The 17,732-nt window shown below is 57.9% G+C and carries 14 protein-coding genes; 6 read left to right on the top strand and 8 right to left on the bottom strand.

Features of this window, described 5'->3' with window-relative positions; all coding sequences use genetic code 11:
• Nucleotides 1-179: 179 nt before the first annotated feature.
• Together dnaN and VG146_10490 are read right to left on the bottom strand one after the other, a co-directional pair.
• Complete coding sequence (gene dnaN, locus VG146_10495; protein ID HEV2392778.1) at nucleotides 180-1,289, bottom strand: DNA polymerase III subunit beta; 1,110 nt, start codon at nucleotides 1,287-1,289, stop codon at nucleotides 180-182.
• Between the two features lie 201 nt (nucleotides 1,290-1,490).
• Nucleotides 1,491-2,648 (bottom strand): cysteine desulfurase family protein, encoded by a 1,158-nt coding sequence (locus tag VG146_10490; GenBank protein HEV2392777.1) that lies wholly within the window; start codon nucleotides 2,646-2,648, stop codon nucleotides 1,491-1,493.
• A 16-nt stretch (nucleotides 2,649-2,664) separates the two neighbouring features.
• Between VG146_10490 and VG146_10485 the strand changes: the two genes are divergently transcribed.
• Both VG146_10485 and VG146_10480 read left to right on the top strand, forming a co-directional pair.
• A complete protein-coding gene (locus VG146_10485) occupies nucleotides 2,665-3,339 on the top strand; it encodes a UDP-N-acetylglucosamine diphosphorylase (GenBank protein HEV2392776.1) in 675 nt (224 codons plus the stop codon).
• Between the two features lie 65 nt (nucleotides 3,340-3,404).
• Nucleotides 3,405-5,597, top strand: a complete 2,193-nt coding sequence (locus VG146_10480) for a helicase C-terminal domain-containing protein (GenBank protein ID HEV2392775.1) — start codon at nucleotides 3,405-3,407, stop codon at nucleotides 5,595-5,597.
• A gap of 30 nt (nucleotides 5,598-5,627) precedes the next feature.
• Here the strand turns inward: VG146_10480 and dusB are convergent, their stop codons facing one another.
• Nucleotides 5,628-6,731: a tRNA dihydrouridine synthase DusB gene (gene dusB / locus VG146_10475; GenBank protein ID HEV2392774.1), complete on the bottom strand. Its 1,104-nt coding sequence runs from the start codon at nucleotides 6,729-6,731 to the stop codon at nucleotides 5,628-5,630.
• A 113-nt stretch (nucleotides 6,732-6,844) separates the two neighbouring features.
• On the opposite strand from dusB, the gene VG146_10470 reads away from it, so the two are divergent.
• Together VG146_10470 and rnc are read left to right on the top strand one after the other, a co-directional pair.
• The gene (locus VG146_10470; GenBank protein HEV2392773.1) at nucleotides 6,845-7,477 is read left to right on the top strand and encodes a hypothetical protein; all 633 of its coding nucleotides are present in this window, start codon (nucleotides 6,845-6,847) and stop codon (nucleotides 7,475-7,477) included.
• Between the two features lie 30 nt (nucleotides 7,478-7,507).
• The gene (gene rnc / locus VG146_10465; GenBank protein ID HEV2392772.1) at nucleotides 7,508-8,221 is read left to right on the top strand and encodes a ribonuclease III; all 714 of its coding nucleotides are present in this window, start codon (nucleotides 7,508-7,510) and stop codon (nucleotides 8,219-8,221) included.
• 294 nt (nucleotides 8,222-8,515) lie between these two features.
• Here rnc and VG146_10460 read toward each other — a convergent pair whose 3' ends face one another.
• The 4 genes from VG146_10460 to VG146_10445 form a co-directional block, all read right to left on the bottom strand.
• Nucleotides 8,516-9,457, bottom strand: coding sequence for an aspartate carbamoyltransferase catalytic subunit (locus tag VG146_10460; GenBank protein ID HEV2392771.1), 942 nt, complete (start codon nucleotides 9,455-9,457; stop codon nucleotides 8,516-8,518).
• A gap of 4 nt (nucleotides 9,458-9,461) precedes the next feature.
• Complete coding sequence (gene pyrR / locus VG146_10455) at nucleotides 9,462-9,992, bottom strand: bifunctional pyr operon transcriptional regulator/uracil phosphoribosyltransferase PyrR (GenBank protein ID HEV2392770.1); 531 nt, start codon at nucleotides 9,990-9,992, stop codon at nucleotides 9,462-9,464.
• Nucleotides 9,993-10,175: 183 nt separating this feature from the next.
• Nucleotides 10,176-10,397, bottom strand: a complete 222-nt coding sequence (locus VG146_10450; protein ID HEV2392769.1) for a DUF4032 domain-containing protein — start codon at nucleotides 10,395-10,397, stop codon at nucleotides 10,176-10,178.
• 281 nt (nucleotides 10,398-10,678) lie between these two features.
• Nucleotides 10,679-11,722, bottom strand: coding sequence for an Mrp/NBP35 family ATP-binding protein (locus VG146_10445; GenBank protein HEV2392768.1), 1,044 nt, complete (start codon nucleotides 11,720-11,722; stop codon nucleotides 10,679-10,681).
• A gap of 151 nt (nucleotides 11,723-11,873) precedes the next feature.
• Here VG146_10445 and argH point away from each other — a divergent pair, with 151 nt between their 5' ends.
• A complete protein-coding gene (gene argH / locus VG146_10440) occupies nucleotides 11,874-13,280 on the top strand; it encodes an argininosuccinate lyase (GenBank protein HEV2392767.1) in 1,407 nt (468 codons plus the stop codon).
• 7 nt (nucleotides 13,281-13,287) lie between these two features.
• A complete protein-coding gene (locus VG146_10435; protein HEV2392766.1) occupies nucleotides 13,288-14,286 on the top strand; it encodes a phytoene/squalene synthase family protein in 999 nt (332 codons plus the stop codon).
• Nucleotides 14,287-14,654: 368 nt separating this feature from the next.
• Here VG146_10435 and VG146_10430 read toward each other — a convergent pair whose 3' ends face one another.
• The gene (locus tag VG146_10430; protein HEV2392765.1) at nucleotides 14,655-17,246 is read right to left on the bottom strand and encodes a zinc-dependent metalloprotease; all 2,592 of its coding nucleotides are present in this window, start codon (nucleotides 17,244-17,246) and stop codon (nucleotides 14,655-14,657) included.
• Nucleotides 17,247-17,732 lie beyond the last annotated feature (486 nt).

Below are 17,732 nucleotides of genomic sequence, written 5' to 3'. Positions count from 1 at the left end.
GCCGTAGCCCAGGGCGAGTGATTCAGTCGCAGCCCAAAGGCGGCGCGCCCGCTCGTTCAGAACCGGCGCGACAACCGCGTATTTCGAAATGATCACCGCTTCCAACTCGTCATCTCGCCTCATGCACACATAGATACATATTACTCAGTTAAGTTGGCAATATAATTATGGTGCGAGTCCTAAGTCAGCCGCATTGGCATCACGACATAGAGGAACGGTCCATTGATCTTGAGCACGCCGGGGCTGAGTTCGTCGATTAATTCGATAAAAACCTCATCATTCGCCAAGGCATTAAGCGGGTCGATCATGTATTTGGGATTAAAGGCAATTGCCATTTCAGGTCCCTTGTAATTGACAGCCAGGGATTCCTTTGCTTCCCCCACTTCAGGCGAATTGGCCGTGATTTCGAGCCGGTTCTTTCCAAAGCTCAACTTGACTGAGTTGGATTTCTCACTCGTCATGATTTCGGCCCTGCGCAAGGCGTGCAAAAACTCTTCACGCACCAATGGGATGCGTTCTTTGGTTTCCGCAGGAATGACTTGCCGAAAATTCGGATAATTCCCTTCGATGAGCTTTGTAACAATCAATACGGAGGAGCCTTTTTCATCCTTCAGATTGAAAGAGGCCTGGTTCTCAGCAAAACGGATTTCGACCTCGCCGCTCTCTTGGAGCAGGCGATTGAGTTCATTAACGGTTTTGGAGGGCACAATAAAATCGCCCTGGCTCTTCTCGGACACATCCACTTCCTCATCGACAAGGGCCAGGCGTCGGCCATCCGTGGCCACCATTGTCATTTTGTGGTCTTTGAGGCTGATAAAGATGCCGTTGAGCACATAACGCGACTCGTCGGTCGAGATAGCAAAGGAGGTCTTCTTCATCATGTTTTTAACCGTCTCCTGGGAGAGGGCTACCTTTTTATCTTCTCTGAAGACCTGCAACGGAGGGAATTCGTCGGCGCTTAAGCCATTAATCTTATAAAAGGAAGGGCCCGAGCGGATGCTGCAGACATTTTTATCATCCACTTCAATATCGATTTCTGAATTGCCCAATTCACGGACAATACTAAAAAATCTTTTAACCGGAACGGTTGTTGCGCCAGGGGTCTTCACCTTGGCCTCAACGGCACAGACGATAGTGACGTCGAGGTCTGTGGCAGTCAATTCAAGCCGCTCGCCTTCCGCGCGCAACAGGACATTGGAAAGGATTGGCAGAGTTGTGCGTGTGCTGACCACGTTCTGCACGGCTTGCAGCCCATTGATGATTTGCTCCTTCGATATGGTCAGATTCATTGGATAATATGTTTCTTTTTGTACCTGATTCTTATCCGTATTAAGGGGTGTGAATAAGGCAAACAACGTTCCATGTCAAGGGTGGCGCAACGACTTACGTCAGCGCTGAAAACCATGCGTGAACGGGACCGGTTGTGAAGCAAGCAGGCAATGTGCCTCTTATTCACGCTGTTCACAATTCATTTACAGCCCATCTGGCGGTTATCCAACATGTTGTGCGCGGGAGATCACCTCGGGCAGTATATCTTCGGCGTATGCAATTTCTTCCGCCGTTGTTCCTCTTCCAAGAGAAAAGCGCACCAGAGAATTTGCCAGGGCCGGCTCGAACCCTAACGCAGCGATGACGTGAGAGGGTTCCAATGAACCCGCTGAACAGGCTGAGCCACTTGACGCGCAGATATTTTCCATATCCAGCCCAGCCAGTAAGGCGATGCTGTCTGAGCCCTTCACAAGGAACGCCACAGTGTTTGAAAGGCAATCATGGGACGAACCTGCCAGTTGCGCTCCCGGAATTCGCTGAATCAATTCGCGCAATCGGTTTGACAAAGGTTCAAGCTGTGTTCGGTTGAAAACGGGTGTTCTAACAAAAAGCTCCAAGGCTTCGACGAACCCAACGATTCCGGCCAGATTCTCGGTTCCTGCCCGGCGTTCATTTTCATGGCTGCCTCCAAAGACGATGGGTTCAAGGCGCAGTGGGGACCGAATGAATAAAGCCCCGGCGCCTTTTGGACCATGAAATTTATGCCCGCAGATGGAGACCAGGTCTGCGTTGAATTGATGGATGCTCTGGAACGGTTCTTTACCAAACCATTGCACCGCGTCCGTATGAAAAATGACACCGTATTGTCTGCAAACCACGCCCAAGTCACTAACGGGTTGAATAGTGCCGATCTCGTTATTGGCCGGCATGATGGAGACCAGGATTGTGTCCGGGCGAATGGCGGCCTGGAGCGATTCAACCGAGACCCTGCCCTGCCGGTTAACCGGAAGACAGGTGACATCGAAACCCTCTTTTCGCGCGAGGTACTCGCAGCAGTGAAGGACCGCGTGATGTTCCACGGCCGACGTAATGATATGGCGTCCCTTTGGCTTGAGAAGGCGAGTTGCGCCAAAAACCGCCAGATTGGCGCTTTCAGTTCCACCGCTAGTAAACACCACCTCGCTTGGTTTGCAGCCTAACACCACAGCGGCTCGTTCCCGGGCCTCATCCAATTGGGCCCGCGCCTGCCGTCCGATTTGGTGGATGCTGGAAGGATTGCCCCAAATCTCGGTCAAGAAGGGGAGCATGGCCTGGCGCACCTTGGGGTCCAGGGGGGTGGTGGCATTATAATCAAAATAAACTGGCCGCATTCCGCTCATATCTTAAGCTGCCGGCATGTGTGCGCCAGCCGAGTTATTTGATCTGAACCAAACCGAGCACGCCGCCCTGTTCGCTGGGTGCGAGTATGCTTGGGATGCCTTGGAGAGGATTCGGGGCTATCTCTCGGCTAATCTTCGCCCCGGGTTGCACAATCGTTGTAAGGGTGTGGCCTATGTGGGCGAGCATGTGTTTATCGGCGAGGGCACGGTTGTCGAGGACGGCGTCATGATCAAGGGGCCGGCTATTATTGGGAGAAATTGTGAGGTTCGCCATAATGCCTACATCCGCGAGCAAGTGATTATCGGCGACAATTGCATCATTGGTAATTCGTCCGAACTCAAAAACTCCGTGCTCTTCAACCAGGCAGTTGCCCCGCATTTCAATTATATCGGGGATTCTATTCTCGGCTGCAAGACACATCTGGGCGCCGGGGTGAAGATTTCGAATTTAAAACTGGTCCCGGGTAATATTTTCGTTGAAATCAACGGGAAACGGTTGGATACGGGCTTGAGGAAATTTGGGGCGCTCATCGGAGACAAAGCGGAAATTGGCTGCAACGCCGTGCTAAACCCCGGGTCGATTATCGGGCGGGGCTCGGTCATCTATCCCAATACGAATTGGCGCGGGGTGTTGGCGGCTAATTGCATCGTCAAAAACCAGGTTTCCCAGAAGATTACAGCTAGAGAATAAGTTGGCCGGTCGCTTCTGCTCCGGGTAAATTCCGGGGCCGTACCGTTGAGGACCAGTCTCATCACATGATCAGCGCCATTGAATTCCAACCCACCGGGTCCGATCTCGAGATGGTCCAGCAGGTCTCGCAGCTCTTCTCGCCCTCGGGGGTTCTGTCGCGTTCGAGCAACTTCGAGTTCCGTCCGCAGCAACAACAGATGGCGGTGGCAATTGCGCGAGCTTTGGAAGGCCGCCAGCACCTGGCAGTGGAAGCGGGGACCGGGGTCGGCAAGAGCCTGGCGTATCTGGCGCCGGCCATCCTCTTTGCGCTCAAGCAGAAGAAGAAAGCCATTGTCTCGACGCACACGATTAACTTGCAAGAGCAGCTTACCCTGAAGGACCTGCCGACGCTTGAACAGGCTCTGCGCCCCGCGCAGTTCACCTTCACCATGCTCAAGGGGCGCGCCAATTACCTCTGCACCCGCCGCCTCCAGAAGGCCATGCAACAATCCGACCACCTGTTCACCTCGTCCGAGGGTGAGGAGTTGCGGCGCATCTATGAATGGTCAAAAAAAACAAAAGACGGGAGCCTGTCCGATTTCGACATCGAGCCTGACGCAAAGGTGTGGAACCAGGTTTGCTCCGAGCGCGGTTTATGCTCGCCGAAAATGTGCGGACACCAATCGGAATTTGCGCGGGAGCACGAGGTCTGCTTTTTCCAGCGCGCCCGTCAGCGCATTCTCTCTTCGGACGTGCTGGTGCTGAACCACACGCTTTTCTTCACGCTGCTGGGCGCGCTCGATGAGGAGGTGGAAGGCGGCATCCTTTTTCGGAACGATTTTGTCATTTTTGACGAGGCGCACACGATGGAGAGTGTCGCCTCGAAACACATTGGCTTGAGTGTTTCGAGCGGGCAAATGCGCTACGCGCTGCAGCGGCTTTGGAATCCAAGGACCGAGAAGGGCCCGCTGGCAACTTTACGCGACGGTGGGGCGGTGCGCCTGGTTGCCGGATTGCTCAAGGAAGCGGATGTCTTTTTCGCAAATGTCGAAGCGGCTTGCGAGCAGTTGCAGGAGGCGGCCAGGAAATCCACTTACGGTGGTGGGGAAGAGGCCCTCGCGCGGCGGCGCGAGTGGACCGAACTGCGCATCCGCAAGCCGGAGTTGGTGCAGGACAACGTCACTCTTTCCATTCAGCGGTTGCGGGAGGCGGTGAGCGAGCAGATCAAGCTCAGCGCAGACAAAGACACGGGGCTGGAACTGGTGGAGTGCAACCGGCGCCTGGCCGAGCTGCGCGATGAATTGGTCCTTTTCCTGAACCAGGGGGCCGAGGACCACGTTTACTGGGTCGAACGCGGCGGCAAGGCCCAGCGCAGCATCTCCTTGAACGCAGCCCCCATTGACGTAGCGGCATTCCTGCGCCGGCGTTTATTTGGCAGCGATACCTCGGTCATCATGACCAGCGCCACCCTGGCCACCAAAGCAGGGGCGGCCCCAGCCTTCCCGGCCCCTAACGAAGCGGTTGCGGAGAACTCGACGAACCGCTCGGCCAAAAAAGGACCGCAGCAGGCCGTCGCGAGCAAGGGAGGCGCTGCCATGAACGCGCCTGCCCTAGTGTACTTTGCCCGCCGGGTTGGGGCTGAAGCGGCCGAGCGACTGCAAGTCGGCACTCCATTCGATTATGAGCGGCAGATGAAGCTGTTTCTCGTGCGTAAGATGCCGGACCCGCGAGCGGAGGATTATCGATCGGCGCTCCTCCATTGGGTCGAGCATTTCGTGCGGCTCACGCACGGGAAGGCCTTTGTACTGTTTACCAATTTCAAGCTGATGCTGGAATTGGCCGAGCGAATGCAGCCCTTTTTCGACAAGCTGGGCCTGACCTGCCTGGTCCAGGGCACTGGCATGCCCCGCTCCCTGATGCTCGAGAAGTTTAAGGACGACATCCATTCGGTCTTGTTCGGCACGGACAGTTTTTGGCAGGGAGTGGATGTGCCTGGCGAAGCCCTGTCGAACGTTATCATCACACGGCTCCCCTTCGCGGTGCCCGACCATCCACTCATCGAGGCCCGCATCGAAGCTATCGAGGCGCGCGGGGGCGATTCCTTTCGTGAATTCTCTTTGCCCGAGGCCATCCTGAAATTCCGCCAGGGCGTCGGGCGCTTAATCCGCACCAAAAATGATACCGGGATAATTGTGATTCTGGACAACCGGATACTGGCCAAACAGTATGGCCGCGCCTTTCTCGATGCGCTGCCCAAATGCCCTGTCGAGGTGGTGTGAGCGAAAGCACCCGGATGGAAAATAGATGCGTTACCACACCTCGATAGGTCCTTTGGGAACCGGGATATGGGCGCCTTCCGGAGCCTGGGGTTCAACCATGAATGACGCAACCACCGGGGCAGGACGGAACCGAGGTTTGAGTTCGCCATTTTCATCCAGGAACTGGGCGCGCCAGCGGCGGTATTCATCTAGGATTTGGTGAAACTCATCGCGAGTGGAGACCAGCACGACGCGCTTGTTGAACTCGTTTACCGGCCCGAATCGCCTGGAATACAAGGGGGCAACCTTGCGGAACATCCGGCACCCCAGCGCCTCGCCAAATACCTCGACCATCCGGTCCAGGTGCCGGCACATTACCCGCAATCTCTCTTCAAACGGAGGTTCCGGCAGCACCTGGCCAGTTTGCAGGTAATGCAGTGTATGCCTGAAAATCCACGGATTGTAAAAGGCCCCGCGCCCGATGCTGACGCCGGCGCAGCCGGTCTCCTGGAGCATCCGCCTGGCGGCCTCGGGCGTGGTCACATCGCCGTTCCCAACCACGGGGATACTTTGAACCGCCTCGACGACTGAACGGATTCCGGCCAGATTCACCCTGCCCCCAAAGCCCTGCGCCCGGGTGCGGCCATGGACGAAAATGGCTGCCACGCCAACGTCCTCGAGAGCGCGAGCCAGGCCTGGGGCGGTCAGGTTTTCCTCATCCCAGCCCAGGCGCATCTTGGCTGTGACGGGAATTTTTACGGCCGAGACCATGCCGCCCACCAGGGCGGCCGTTTTGGAAAGCTCCGTCATCATGGCCGAGCCGCCTCCGACTCGGCAGACCTTTCTGACCGGGCAACCCATGTTAATATCGATGGCGGCTACCCCGCGGGATTCCAGCTCGATGGCCGCCTGGCGCATCTCCTCAGGCGCCGACCCGAACAACTGCACCGCCAGCGGCTGGTCGGCAGGAGCGGTTTCGATTAATTTCAGCGCCTTTTCTCTCTTTTCGAGCAGGGAACGTGCATTGACCAGGTCCGTGGTCGCCAGCCCCAGCCCGCCCACCTCGCGGAGCGTGAGGCGGAAGGGCAGATTCGTGTAGCCCGCCAAAGGCGAGAGGCACAAGTTGGAGTCTAATGTGAGCGGTCCCAGACGCATCCCGGCTATTATAGACGAACTGGGCTGGATTCAAAACACGTTCTAAAGGTTTGCACTGCGGAGGCGGTGTCGTAATACTCGCGCAAAGAACTTGAGCGGACTCGCTGGTGTTCATGACTGATTGGAATATCCAAACACGCGCCCACGCCTGTGAAGCGTGCGGGAAGGCCTTTGCGGATAAAGAAGAGTACCACACGCTGTTGTTTGATCAAAAAGCCGATTTTCAGCGCATCGACATCTGCCGCGGCTGCTGGCAGAAGCAATACAGCGAGGGCGGGCGCGAGCGCAAAGGGTTCGTTTCCTATTGGCAGGGGGTCTATGAGGCCCCGCCCCCGGTTCCCGAGCCGATCCGGAAGGAGACCGCCGAGACATTGCTGCGCAAGCTCATCGAGCAAAATGACCCTCAATATATCCCCGCAGGGTATATTCTTGCCGTGATGCTGGAGCGCAAACGCATCCTAAAGGTGAAGGAGCAGGTTGTTCGCGACGGGCAGCGTATTTTCATTTACGAACAGCCTAAAACCGGCGACCTCTTCACCATCCGCGATCCCAATCTGCAGCTTAACCAGCTTGAAGCGGTCCAGCACGATGTCGCTGCCCTGCTCGAACAGGGTTTGGGCCCGGCTCAACCACAGCCGTCCCAGCAGCCGGTTGGACAGGCGGCTGCACCCAACGCGGTGGAAGAGACCGCCGAAGAGGGGCCGGTAACCGGAGGGGAAACAAACCGCGAACGTACGCCCTCATGAAAGGGACCGGATGATTATTGCTTTGGCGCCGTGAACGAGCACCAGGAGCTTCAAAGCCAACTCGGATACCAGTTTCGCGACCCCAGCCTGCTGCGGCTCGCGTTGACACATCCCTCTGTTGCCCATGAGCAGAGTTTGCCCTTGCAGACCAACCAGCGCCTCGAGTTTCTTGGTGACGCGGTGCTCCAGCTTGCGCTCACCCGCGAGCTTTATGAGAAATTCACTACCTTTGGCGAAGGCCCCTTAACCAAGGCGCGAGCCAAGCTGGTCAACCGCCGCAGCCTGGCTGAAAAGGCACGGCAACTGGGCCTGGGCCGCCATTTAATCGTCAGCCGGGGCGAGGAGCTGTCCGGCGGACGGGAGCGGCCCTCGGCATTGGCTGATACCTTCGAAGCGTTGCTGGGGGCCATTTTCCTCGATGGCGGTTTTGATGCCGCCCGTGAGTTCATTCTGCGCCAGTTTTCCGGGGCCTATGACGAACTGGAGGTCATCCCGACACTGGAGAACCCCAAAGGCGAACTGCAGGAGCTGCTGCAATCGTTCTCTTCGGAAGCCCCGCGTTACCGCGTGAGTTCGGTGACCGGTCCCGATCATGACCGGGTATTCGAGTGCACGGTCCATCATGATGGCGTCGAGTTGGCGCATGGACAGGGGAAGAGCAAGAAAGCTGCTGAAAGCGAAGCGGCGCTGGCAGCCCTGGCCAAGCTTCGGGCCAATGACAAGGCCAGTTCCAAACCTTTGTAGGAGAGGACGTAAGGAGTCTCTGATCAAGATTACCTGCCGACGGCCTTTGCTTCACCTGGAAGCTGCTAATCAGAGCTCCTTACGTCGTCTCCTACACTCGGGAGTGCCGGCTCATTGCTTCGACTTTGTCATTAGCGCCGGTAACGTCCCCCTCGGAGGGAGTAAGAGCAGGAGCAGGAGTAAGAGTAAGAGAAGACATGGAGGCGGCGCGGAGGCTGGCGCAACAGGGCCGGACCGGGCATTTCACTCATGCAGCGCTGGGACGAAGCCCCAGGCACGCCGCCTCTTGAAGCTTTATCCGGCCACTTCCTGGGGGCCTTTGCCGCCATTGACCAGGAACAATACTGCCATGCGCACCGCCAGCCCATTGGTGACTTGTTCGAGAATCACTGAACGACCGCAATCGGCTATTGCGCTGTCGATCTCGACGCCGCGGTTGATTGGGCCGGGGTGCATGATGAGCGCGTCGGGCCGGGCCTGAGCCAGCCGCGCCTCGTTGAGTCCAAACAGGCTGGTATATTCGCCCAGGCTCGGGAACATCGATTTGCGCTGGCGCTCGTGCTGGATACGAAGGAGGTTGATGATGTCGGCCTCTTTGATGGCCTCTTCGACGTTGTGTGTCACGCGCACCCCCATCTGCTCGAACACCCGCGGCACGAGTGTCGAGGGACCGCACAGGGTGACCTTTGCGCCTAATTTGGTGAGCGCCCAGATGTCCGAGCGCGCCACGCGGCTGTAGAGAATATCGCCCAGAATCGTCACATTCAGCCCGGCGATGCGCCCTTTGCGCTCCCGGATGGTAAAGGCGTCGAGCAAGGCCTGTGTGGGGTGCTCATGGGCGCCGTCGCCGGCGTTGATCACACTCGCATTGAGCACGCGCGCCAGGAAATGCGCCGCCCCCGAGGCGCTATGGCGGATGACAATGAAATCGGTGTTGAGCGCTTCCAGGTTCCGGGCGGTGTCTTTGAGCGTCTCACCTTTTTTAAGCGAGGAGGCCTCGGCAGTGAAATTGATAATATCGGCCGACAGCCGCTGCTCGGAGAGCTGGAAACTGATCCGGGTTCGGGTCGAAGGTTCTATGAACAGGTTCACCACGGTTTTTCCGCGCAAGGCCGGGACTTTCTTGATGGCTCGTTCGCCTACGGCCTTGAAGGCGCGCGCTGTGTCCAGCACGGTGATGATTTCATCCGCCGTGAGAGACTCGATATCAAGAAGGTGCTTTCGATTCCAGCTCATGGGTTCAGCCTCTTTCCAAAACCACTTCCTCCCCTCCCGTCTGTTCCAGCCGGACGGTGATGTTTTCCTGGGGGGCGGTGGGGACGTTTTTGCCGACGAAATCGGCTTTGATCGGCAGCTCGCGATGGCCGCGGTCTATGAGCACAGCCAGTTGAATGCGTTTGGGGCGTCCAAAATCGTTCAGGGCATCCATGGCGGCGCGGGTTGTGCGGCCACTGAACAGGACATCATCGACCAACACGACCGTTTTGCCGCTGACATCAAATGGAATGACGGTGGGCTGCATCTCGGGAGCGGCACGCTGGCTCAAGTCGTCCCGGTGCATGCTGACATCCAGCCGCCCGAGCGGAACCGGATGCGCCCAGATGCCGGCCAGTATCGGCGCCAGGCGCTCGGCCAGCGCGACACCGCCCCTCTGAATTCCGACCAAAACCACCTCTGCGCTGTGTTCGTTGCGCTCGGCGATTTCATGCGCTATGCGGGTCAGCGCGCGCTGGATGGCGGCGCTGTTGAGTATGATAGTGGGTTCGGGCATGTGTCAGGTGTGCCGCCAGGCCGGTTGCAACAGGACGGGTTGGGACAACCCCAGCGCCTGGCAAGGGAACGAAAAACCAGCCTCGAGCGCGGGCCGCTCTCGCGTCAGTCTTCGCACTGTGTGCTTCGTCATGGTCCTTGGCAACCTCGCCGGGTTGCCTTAAAGGAGTATGGTCGGCGGGCCTTAACGGCCACCCGCGGTTTGCCGGCCCTTACGCCATTTTGAGCGGTGTTTGATAATCCAATCAGTCAGGGCCCGCTCAAACCCAATGTCGCGACCCGCCTTCTCGGACTCTATCCACTTGTGCTTTAGAATCTCTTCACGCTCAGCCTGGAATTCCCGGTAGAGCGAAGAGTTCTTGAGCAAATCGCTCGCTGAGTGGGGCTCTTTGGTTTGGTCAGACATAGTCGCTCGCACAAAACTTGTTTGCGATTGCAAAATCTAAACACCATCACCACGATTGACAACCATAAACTGCGATTGTTCGTAATCGGTTAGTGACGGCGGGCGCTGCCGCCTAAAGGCGGCGTTCCGCGCGTCCGGAACGCCGGCTTCAGCCGGCAGCCCCGTAGTCACTGAGGCATTACGATTGTTCCCATCATATAAATGCACCCGCTAAAAAACAACCGGCAACAGCGCAAAGGTCGTTAAATAATAGCACAAAAAACCAGCGCCTGCCGCTCCCTTCATTTGAGCTTTGCCTGCAGGTTCTCCGCAATTCTCAGAAATGCCTGTCCTGGCGGTTTATCGCCAGCCGAGACGACCACCGGCACCCCCTTATCGCCGGCCTCCCTGATTTCAGTAAACAAAGGGATTTCTCCAAGAAAGGAGACATTTTGGCGCACCGCCTCGGCTTGGCCTCCACCATGACCAAAAATCTCGACGCGTTCGCCCGAAGGCGTTGTGAAATAGCTCATATTCTCGACGATGCCCAGGATGGGTACGTTGACCTTTTGGAACATAGCAATGCCCTTGCGCACGACACCCAGCGAGGCCTCCTGCGGCGTGGTCACAATCACGCCTCCATCCAGCGGCACGGTTTGGCATAACGTGAGCTGAGCGTCTCCTGTGCCCGGAGGCAGATCGACCAGGAGAAAATCCAGCTCTCCCCAATCAACCGAGCTGAAGAACTGCTGGATAGTTTTCATAATCATTGGACCGCGCCAAATGACGGGTTGGTCGCCCTCCAGCAGCAATCCCATGCTCATGAGCTTTACGCCGTGGCTGACGGGCGGCACCATTTTCTCTTCGTCACTGATGGTAGGCTTCTGGTTTATGCCCATCATCAGCGGGATTGAAGGGCCGTAAATGTCGCAGTCGAGCAGACCCACTTTCTGGCCGAGGCGCTCCAGCCCGCAAGCGAGGTTGACCGAGACGGTCGATTTTCCGACACCGCCCTTGCCGCTGGCGACTGCCACTACCCTGCGGATGCCCGGCACCCGATTCTGCTGTCCCCAAGGGGCTTGACCAGGACCCGCCGCGGCTGCCTGCGGAAGATTCACTTCCACAAACACGGCGTTCACTCCGGGCACGGCCTTGAGCTTTTGTTCGCTTTCTTCCTTAATTTGCCGCGCCACACCAGGGTTGCCGCCGGTCAAGTTCAGGCTGACGCTTACAGCGCCGTTCTTGAGGGATATCTGTTTTACCAGCCCAAACGAAACAATGTCCCGGGTGTAGCCTGGGTACTTAACGGCTTTCAGTGCGTTTTTGATGTCCTCTTCCGTGAGCATAGTTCAGATGGCCTTGGGTTCGTTCGTACTGGCTGCGCGGCACGTTGTTCATGATCGGGGCTGGGCAGGCCCTGTCAATCCCCTAAAGCAAAGGCTCCCTTTCTCAGTGACTTTCTTTGGCGTTCGTCGCAAATTGCCGCCCTTGAAGCGCATGAAACAGACCTCTCCGGTTTCACGCAGCGGGCGATTTGCGGCAGGCCCGGCTGCGGCTGTGGCGGCGTTCACCGAATCGGTATCGTTCGATTGGCGGCTTTGGCGTGAGGACATCGAGGGCTCCAAAGCGCACGCTACGATGCTCGAACGTTGCGGGCTCATCAGCCGGGCCGACCTGCGCGCCATCGTGGCGGGCCTCGAAGCCATCGCAAAACAAATCGAATCGGGCAAGTTTCGATGGAGACCAGAGCTCGAGGATGTGCACATGAACATCGAAGCCGAATTGACCCGGCGCACACCGGCTGGGGCCAGGTTGCACACTGGCCGTTCGCGCAATGATCAAATCGCCCTTGACATGCGCCTCTGGGTGCGCCAACAAATCCGCGGTCTGCGGGATGAACTTCGCGTGTTGCAACGAGCCCTTGCTCGATGGGCAGAGCGGGAGCGCGAGGTCATCGTCCCCGGTTACACACATCTGCAACGGGCCCAACCGGTCCATCTGGCGCATCATCTTCTTGCCTATGTCGAAATGCTCCAGCGGGATTCCGAGCGTTTCAGTGATGCGCTGAGGCGCGTCAATGTCTGCCCTCTGGGCAGCGGGGCCCTGGCCGGTTCCAGCTTGCCTTTGGACCGCGAGTTGGTGGCGCGTTTGCTCGGGTTTGTGGATGAAAAAGGCCGGCCACAGTTGGCCCAGAACTCGATGGACGCCGTGAGCGACCGGGATTTTGCCATCGAGTTTTGCAGCCACGCGGCTCTGCTGGCGGTCCACCTTTCGCGTTTGGCCGAGGACCTGGTTCTCTGGGCCAGCACCGAGTTCAACTTCATCCGAATCGCCGACGGCTTTACCACGGGCTCTTCCCTTATGCCGCAAAAGAGAAACCCGGACATCGCCGAGCTGATGCGAGGCAAGAGTGGCCGGGTAATTGGCGATTTGGTCGCCTTGCTGGCACTCTTGAAAGGATTGCCTATGACCTACAACCGGGACCTGCAGGAGGACAAAGAAAGATTGTTCGACTCTGCCGATACGGTTCGGGCCACGGTTCGGCTGGCTGCCGCCCTGGTTGACAACATCCGCGCGAATCCCCAGCAGTGCGTCGCCGCTGCTCAGGACCCGGCCCTGCTGGCAACCGACCTGGCGGATTACCTTGTGCAGAAAGGACTGCCTTTCCGCCAGGCCCATCACGCTGTCGGCTCGCTGGTCGCCGTGGCCGAAGCGCTTGGCAAACCGTTGAACCGCCTTTCTGTTGCGGAATTCCAAACCGTGGACACGCGCTTTGACACGGACGCCCTCGAAGTATTCGACCTTTACAAGGCCCTGGGGCGACGGAATCTGCCGGGAGCGCCGGGAACGCGCGAGGTCTGCCGGCAGTTGGCGAGATGGAAAAAGTTGCTGGCTGAGAAATGAAGCGTCCATGGCCTACGCCCATGACCAGTTGCTGACCAACCTGCTGCGGGACGTTTCGCGCTCCTTTTACAGGACGCTGCGAGTGCTGCCCCCTGCGATTCGCCCTCAGATCAGCCTGGCCTATCTCCTGGCCCGGACGACAGATACTATCGCCGACACGGAGCTGATCCCCCTAGACAGGCGCCTTGGAGCATTGCGAACTTTGCGGGAGCGGATTTTGGGGCTATCGGAAGCGCCACTTCAATTCGGGGAGTTGGCGCTGCAACAGTCTTCGCGGGCTGAGCGGGAGCTGCTCGAGCAATGCGAGTTCAGCGTTGGACTGCTGAATACATTGAGCCCGGCCGATCTACGGCGGGTCCTCGAGGTCCTCAACACCATCACGCGCGGGCAGGAACTGGACCTGCTCCGTTTCGCCGGGGCTTCAGCCGAAGGTATTCTGGCCTTGCGCACCGCTGCGGAGCTGGATGATTACACCTACCGGGTGGCGGGGTGTGTGGGTGAATTCTGGACTCGCCTTTGCTGCGCGCATGTATTCACACCCAATGAAGCTAACGAAACCGCCATGCTGACGGATGGCGCCCGGTTCGGCAAAGGCTTGCAGTTGATTAACGTGCTGCGGGATTTACCGGCTGACTTGCGCCAGGGCCGATGTTATCTGCCCGCCGAAGAACTGACCGTGGCGGGATTAAAGCCGGACGACTTGCTGGCGGCTTCCAATGAACCGAAGCTGCGCCCGGTTTACAATCGCTGGGTAGAGATGGCAGACGCCCACTTGGCGGCAGGGTGGAAGTACACGAACGCCGTGCCACGGCGTTGCTTCCGCGTGCGGCTGGCGTGCGCCTGGCCGCTGCTGATCGGACGCAAGACCTTGCAATTGTTGCGCACCCAGAATGTGCTGGACCCCAGGCGGCGGCTCAAGATCAGCCGCTGGGCGGTTCGAGCCATCATAGGGCGGTCTGTCTTGTACTACCCCTGGGCAGGAGCCTGGGAGCGCTTGTTTGGGTAGAGGCAGAATCCTGGCCATTAACCAACCCAGTTGGATGAACTCCAAAGTACCGCCGAAAAGTGCGAGGACTCTATCGAATTTTTTTGGTGCTTCGACATTCCCGCACATCCGGTTGTTTGCCGGGAAAAAGCCGGTTCTTGATTTGGCGCGCAGCGCGCATTCTCTCGACTGGGGTCATCGTTTGGTACTGCCGCTTTTCCCAGGTCTCCGCTTCAGCGAAGCCTCTAGATTTCCTGACAATTCACTCCATAAAAACGGCTAAGCAATCGTCGAAGCATTCGAGCGCGGCCTGGAATTGCGCAGGAGGATGCTACTCGCACGTGGACCTCTAAAGTTTGATTCACGAACAATGATGGTGAGGGCCCCCCTTACCGGGCGGGCAGCGTCGCACTGCCTGGGGCCGGAGGCAGCAGCCCTAGCACGTCCTGTTGCTTCTGGTACCACTCGCGCATCGAGCGCGAAAGCAACGAGACCTTGAAATCCTTGAAGTGCGACAGGTTCAGCGAGGCCTCGACATCGTTCTTGAGCTGGGTGTTGATTTCCGATTTGGCGTCTTCTGCCCAGCCTTTGAACGAGCCGGTTTTGTCATCCAGCGCCTTGGCTGCCGCGAGACGGGTCTCCTGGTCATATTTGTAATTGGTGACCTCGACAAAGCCCTTATCGACTTTGCCTTCCACGCGCTTGTCATCATCCTTTGTGGTAATCACCAGTTTGGCCAACTCAATGATGCGCTGCTCGACTTTGGCAATCGTATCCTCCTCGCCAGCCCCTCCACTGGCTTCGGCCCCCAATGTCCGGGGCGCATCCGTCAGCCGTTTGCAAACCTCTTTGACCAGCTCCTTTTCCAGCGCCTCGAAGAATTCCTTGCCCCTTTTCAGGATCAACTCCTTCTCTTCCTTGGTGAAGCTGTATTTCTTTTCGTCCAGTCCAACGAAGTTCGTATAGCCCGATGAATTCAGCAGTTTCTCCAGCCGCGCGGTGAGGTTGGTTGCGCTCAGGCGTTGCAGGACCGGCAGCCCATCCGGCGCCTGTTTGAGGTCCAGCTTCAAATCCACCGGCAGAAACGAGAAGATGGCGCGGTCCACTCCCCCAAGTTGTTCGATCTGGCTGTTTACGAACTTCAGATGCGCCTCCAGACGCTCCTTCTTGTTGAGGTCTCCAATATACGGAAACTGGTTCTCGACGCATAACGAGCGCGTGCTGGCCTTGAACCAGGAGAGCATGTCGGCAAATTGATCCGCCATCTGCGCGGCGTAGCGATGGTAATTCAGGCTCACGTCAGCCAGCGGGATGCGGTCATGAACATTGCGCGGAGCCCGGGCGCTGATGAAGGTCTCGATAAGATTGTTGGGCAGCAGGTCGATCGTTTGGGCAATTTCGCAACAGGCATTGACGATCGGGTTGGTCCCGTAATCGAACTGGCGCACGTCGCCGTAGCGGCCAATGTCCTCGTCCGTTGCAAAGAGCATCTTTTTGTCTGTGGCTTCGGGACTGTTCAAGTAGCCCCAGGCAATGGCGGCGCGGTCGTGCGGGAGCACCTGTTTGGTGGTGCGCATCAGCCAGCCGGTGAAAACTGCCCCCTTGAACATGGTGTATTCCATCATCGAGCTGGAGGTAATCTTGTTCGTGTAAGCATCCAGCGGCTTGCCGCTGATGTATGCCTTGAACCAATCATCCAGTTCCTTACGGCTGAGCGTCCCGGCAAGGCTGCCGGCAAAATTATGGCGCAGGCCCAGCACGTGCCCGACCTCGTGCGCGACGGTTTCCCGCACGTAATCTTGTGATACGCGCAAGACCGCTTCATCGGTCAGCTCATCGCTCGCCAGGACTTCCTCGAGGCCATGGGACATTTGCTGCGCAAAGGCCGCCGAGTCCATCTCGCAAGCAGGGGCTGAGCCGAAAAAAGGCGCTCCCAGGCGCATCGAGCCGTCCTTCTTCTCCTTCTTGGCCTCGGCCAGGTCTTGCATAGCGCGCAGCAAGGCGCGCGCGCGAGCCTTGCCTGCAAAGGCGAACGCAGTGGTGATATAGGCCTGCCCGTGCTCAGACTCGCCTGTGAGCGGGTCCAGCAGCACGTCCGCATAGGCAAAACCCGCATTATCCCAGGGCACCCACTGGATAATGTTGAGCTGCGCATCCGGCGCGGTCACCCCTTCGGGCGCCTTCTTCACCTGGATGATGTCTTTGCCGAACGCCCGGTTCCAATAAAGAATGCCGTCCTTGACCGCCTGCACATAATCGGCGGGGGTGTTGGCCGAATAATTGAAGATAATCGGGTGACGTATATCGAACCGCGCTATACGGGCCGAGACGCGCCCGGTGACCGGTTCAATTCTGCCTTCCGTTTCAAAGTAGCGGGTATAGCGCAAGTCGGCGGCATCGGGTTCCTTCGAGTCGCAAGCCCCTTGCTGGTATGGCGAAAGGAAGTACCTCACCTCATAGCGTTGTTCCAGGTTCTGGTCCTCTTCCCGGTTCCGGGCCTGGATGCTCTGCCGAATCACCAGCCGGTTGGACTCCTGGCGCATCTCGAAAACCCGCCCCTCAGGCACCTCCAGAACGCGGTCGCGTCCGCCGCTCAAATCGCCACCGTCAGTCCAGCTTTGCGTAAACACCCGGCGCATGCCTTTATTGAAATCCACCACCACTTGTTGCGAGTCCTGTCGCACGATGGGGAAGGTAGCCAATAACCGGCGGGCCGGGAGGTCCTCGGTAACTACCAGACCTTCCGTGGACTCATACATATCAACGCCGTCGGGGAACAACTCGAAGCGGACTATCTTCCCCGCCAGGCCCGTGCTGGTCGCTGCGCGCGACTGCGGGATCAATGAGGCAGTAAACAAATAGTCCTTGCCAAAACCGGCTTTGGGAATCGCCAGGAGGAACTGGTCCGCCACATGCAAGTCGGGTGCGCGGCTTGATGCCACTGCCGGCGAATTTGTCTCCGCCCCAATTACGAGGCTCACTGACGCCGAAGCTGCCAATAAAAAAAGAGCGGCCAAAAGCCTTTTGGACCGCTGCCACAGGACCGGATATTCTTTCATCTTAAACGACCGGCCATTCTGGCCAATTCCAGGGGCTCTGGGCAAGCCCGAAAAAGAGTTTCAATTTTTAACCTCAGGGCCAATGGCAAGGTCCGTTCCAAACCTTTGTAGGAGACGACGTAAGGAGTCTCTGATCAAGATTGTCAGATGGCCGCCTTTGGTTCACCCGGAAGTTGCTGATCAGGGACTCCTTACGTCGTCTCCTACACTAAGGAATGGCGGTTCGTTGCTTCGACTCTGTCCTTAGCCCCGGTTTCCTTGCGTTCTTTGGATATTCGGGGAATTTAGTGGCTGAGTTTGGGTAGAAGGGGAAGGAGCTTTTAGAATGAAGGCGGTTGGAACGGTATGATTGCACGCTGGAGGGCGGTAGGCGGAACTGAGATCCAAACGCTTCGCGCCGGCCTTCGC

Source organism: Verrucomicrobiia bacterium, assembly GCA_035946615.1.
GTDB lineage: Bacteria > Verrucomicrobiota > Verrucomicrobiia > Limisphaerales > UBA8199 > DASYZB01.
The sequence above is the reverse complement of the archived record's forward strand: the minus strand, read 5'-3'. Positions and strand labels throughout refer to the sequence as shown.

Coding starts and splice junctions, on each gene's coding strand:
- VG146_10470 (HEV2392773.1), top strand. CDS start 6,845: ATGACTGATTGGAATATCCAAACACGCGCCCACGCCTGTGAAGCGTGC.
- VG146_10445 (HEV2392768.1), bottom strand. CDS start 11,722: ATGCTCACGGAAGAGGACATCAAAAACGCACTGAAAGCCGTTAAGTAC.
- VG146_10480 (HEV2392775.1), top strand. CDS start 3,405: ATGATCAGCGCCATTGAATTCCAACCCACCGGGTCCGATCTCGAGATG.
- argH (HEV2392767.1), top strand. CDS start 11,874: ATGAAACAGACCTCTCCGGTTTCACGCAGCGGGCGATTTGCGGCAGGC.
- VG146_10485 (HEV2392776.1), top strand. CDS start 2,665: ATGTGTGCGCCAGCCGAGTTATTTGATCTGAACCAAACCGAGCACGCC.
- VG146_10490 (HEV2392777.1), bottom strand. CDS start 2,648: ATGAGCGGAATGCGGCCAGTTTATTTTGATTATAATGCCACCACCCCC.
- VG146_10460 (HEV2392771.1), bottom strand. CDS start 9,457: ATGAGCTGGAATCGAAAGCACCTTCTTGATATCGAGTCTCTCACGGCG.
- dusB (HEV2392774.1), bottom strand. CDS start 6,731: ATGCGTCTGGGACCGCTCACATTAGACTCCAACTTGTGCCTCTCGCCT.
- VG146_10435 (HEV2392766.1), top strand. CDS start 13,288: ATGGCCTACGCCCATGACCAGTTGCTGACCAACCTGCTGCGGGACGTT.
- dnaN (HEV2392778.1), bottom strand. CDS start 1,289: ATGAATCTGACCATATCGAAGGAGCAAATCATCAATGGGCTGCAAGCC.
- VG146_10450 (HEV2392769.1), bottom strand. CDS start 10,397: ATGTCTGACCAAACCAAAGAGCCCCACTCAGCGAGCGATTTGCTCAAG.
- pyrR (HEV2392770.1), bottom strand. CDS start 9,992: ATGCCCGAACCCACTATCATACTCAACAGCGCCGCCATCCAGCGCGCG.